A 2,938-nucleotide genomic window follows, 5' to 3' on the forward strand; every position below is an offset into this window, starting at 1 on the left:
CCCCCGCCCCCCCCGGGCCGCGGGGCAATGGCGGGAGGGGCGGGCCTGGTGGTCCTGGCGGGCCTGGGGGACCCGGTGGGCCAGGTGGCCCGGGCCGCTAGGCGAACTTGATCGCAGTTACCCGCGCATCTGGCGCCGGGGCACAATGAGCGCATGACGGCACCGCAACGCCGGGGACTCAACAGCGTGGTCACGCGGCTATGGAGTTTCCCGGCCCCCCAGGTCCGCCGGGTCCATTGGCGGCAGGGAGCACGAACACGCATTGGTTCAAGTCAACGCTCCAGGCCCAGCCCGGTGCGCAGGGTTCGTCGGCCCGGCTCACCGCCGGGGAGACGAGTGCGGGCAGCGGCAGGCCCGCCAACACAAGAGCGAACGCGCCAATTGCGCAACGCCGCCGTAAATCGCTCATTGGCCTATCTTGCGCCTGCGGACGCGCTCGCGTTCCGGATTGGCGATTTTGGCGGGGCTTCGATGTCCCGAACGTGACGGTGCGGTCACGTTCGGGGCCCAGCGTGACTGCAGCGTCACGCTCGACCGCCGCGATTGACGGTGGGCGAACGCGGGTATTACCTGGCCAACCCATCAATTGGGTGTCGGCTTCTGGGGACGAAGTGAGCGGGGATGGTCGGCTGGCTGGACAGGCTTCAACGACGGAACCGTGCCGTCGGTGTCGTCATTGCGGTCATCTACAAGTATCTCGATGACCAAGGCGGTTACCTGGCCGCGGTGATCACCTACTACGGCTTCGTCTCGTTGTTCCCCCTGCTTCTCCTCCTGACCACCGGTCTCGGGCTGGTGCTCGCCGGTCACCCCGCTCTGCAACACCAGGTTCTGCAGAGCACGTTGAGCCAGTTCCCGGTCATCGGGAGCCAGCTGCACGAGCCGCACGGGCTCAGCGGTGGGAGCGTTGCGGTGGTCGTCGGCATCGGCGGCGCGCTCTACGGCGGCCTGGGGGTCGGCCAGGCGGTCCAGAACGCGATGGACTCCGTCTGGGCCGTCCCAAGGAACCAGCGTCCCGATCCGATCCGATCACGAGTGCGCAGCTTGCTACTGCTGTTGGTGCTCGGCTCGGCGGCCATCACGGCCACCGCCCTATCGGCGATCGGCCAGGCCACCGGCTCGCTGGGCGTCTTCGGGAGGATCGGCGTCGCCCTGGCCGCCGTGGCGATCAACGCGATGATCTGCCTGGTGGCTTTTCGGGTGACCACCGCGCGAGCGCTCACCTACCGGCAGGTCTTGCCGGGAGCGATTGTGGCGGCATTCATCTGGCAGATCCTGCAGTGGTTCGGGGCCGGCTATGTAGGGCACACGGTGAAATCGGCGAGCGCCACCAACAGCGTCTTCGCGCTGGTGCTCGGTCTGCTCGCCTTCCTCTTCCTCGTGTCCTCGACGCTGGTGCTGTGCGCGGAGATCAATGTCGTTCTGGTGGAAAAGCTTTACCCCCGCGCGTTGCTCACCCCGTTCACCGACGACGCCGACCTCACCCCGGCGGATCGCAAGACCTACGCCAAACGCGCCAAAGCCGAACGCGTCAAAGGCTTTCAGCGTGTCAGCGTCAGGTTCGGCGACGGCCGCCCCAAGGCCACGCGCTAGCCTCGGTCCGCTTCAAACGTGAATTCGTGGCCGCAGATGCAAATGCGGTCACCATCGGCCAGCGTCGCACTGGTGCGAATCCGCTGACCCGCGACATCGACCCCGTTGGCGGACTGCAAATCGGTGATAACAAAGCTGTTCCCGGTGTCGACGATCACCGCGTGGTAGCGACTAACCGTGTCATCGTCGACGACGATGTCGTTATCGGACAGTCGGCCGATCCGTGTGGCCGCTCCCCGCAACGGATAACGACGCCCATCAGCGTCGTGCAGATGTGCGACGGAGGATTCGCGGGACGGGTCGGTGCGCCACTGCAGGGTGCTGGCGGCGCGCTTAGCGGTGGCGCGGGCCGCGTGTTTGACGTCCAGCGGCTGTTGGCGAAGGACCCGCTGATGAAGCCCCTGCAACGTGGGCCCAGGGTCGATGCCCAAATCGTCGGCGAGCGCAGTCTTCACCCTGTCGTAAGCATCGAGTGCATCGTATTGGCGCTCCGCCAAGTAGTAGCCAGTTATCAGCTGTGCCCACAGCGGTTCTCGGTAGGGATGCTCGGCCACCAGTGCTTCGAGTTCTCCGATTATGGAATTAGTTCTTCCACAAGCTATTTCAGCTTCGGCCCGCACGGTCAGCGTCACCAGCTTGTCCTCCGCCAGCGCGGCGGCGAAGGCGTCGACGAATCGAAAGTCGCGCAGATCTTCGAGCACCGGGCCGCGCCACTCCGCAAGCGCATCCGATAGGTGGCCGCTGGCCTGTTCGAATCTGCCCGCGGCCGCGGCCTCGAATCCCGCTTTCCGTGCGATGGAAAAGCGGCCGACGTCGCACGCCTCGTCGGACACGCTGAGCCGATATCCCGGCGGGGCACTGGCCAGGACGGCGGCCGGATCCACGCCGCCACTGCTCACCATTCGACGCAGCCGGGATACGTGCGCGTGCAGGCTGCCCCGGGCCTCGGGCGGGGGGCGTTCCTGCCATGCCGCGTCGATCAACGAGTCAACCGCAACGGTGCGATTTCGATTGATCAACAGCGTGGCCAATACCGCCCGCTGCTTCGCGGCGCCCAACGGCACGTCAATACCGTTGGCGCTCAGCCGCAACGGCCCCAACACCCCGAACCAGAGATCGCCCTGGGCCATCGCGGTAGCAATCCCTTCAGCTCTCACCACAAGTACACGCGCGCGCTTTTCCCCCCGATGCAGGTGATCCAGCTGTCTCCCGGGTGCTGCTGGCAGTGCATGAGGAAATTCGAACCGTCGCAAAGCGCACCGGGCACGGTCTTGCAGTCAACGGCCCCCGGCGCCGAGACGGCCCGCGGTAGCGGGCTGGCGTTGCCGTACTCGGCCCAATACGA

At 66.4% G+C, this 2,938-nt stretch carries 2 protein-coding genes and 1 pseudogene; 1 reads left to right on the forward strand and 2 read right to left on the reverse strand.

The window, feature by feature from the left end:
• The first annotated feature begins 621 nt into the window (after positions 1-621).
• Positions 622-1,593, forward strand: coding sequence for a YihY/virulence factor BrkB family protein (locus A5736_RS09355; protein WP_076245779.1), 972 nt, complete (start codon positions 622-624; stop codon positions 1,591-1,593).
• Here the strand turns inward: A5736_RS09355 and A5736_RS09360 are convergent.
• Entirely contained in the window at positions 1,590-2,723 is a 1,134-nt protein-coding gene (locus A5736_RS09360) for a BTAD domain-containing putative transcriptional regulator (RefSeq protein WP_076245781.1), read from the reverse strand. The genes A5736_RS09355 and A5736_RS09360 overlap by 4 nt on opposite strands.
• A gap of 23 nt (positions 2,724-2,746) precedes the next feature.
• Positions 2,747-2,938: pseudogene (locus A5736_RS26555) on the reverse strand (serine/threonine protein kinase); the annotation flags it as partial.

Origin of the sequence: Mycobacterium sp. SP-6446 (assembly GCF_001954045.1) — a bacterium.
Lineage (GTDB): Bacteria > Actinomycetota > Actinomycetes > Mycobacteriales > Mycobacteriaceae > Mycobacterium.

Bases quoted from the DNA above. Each gene is read 5' to 3' on its own strand.
- A5736_RS09355 (WP_076245779.1), top strand. From the start codon at position 622: ATGGTCGGCTGGCTGGACAGGCTTCAACGACGGAACCGTGCCGTCGGT.
- A5736_RS09360 (WP_076245781.1), bottom strand. From the start codon at position 2,723: ATGGCCCAGGGCGATCTCTGGTTCGGGGTGTTGGGGCCGTTGCGGCTG.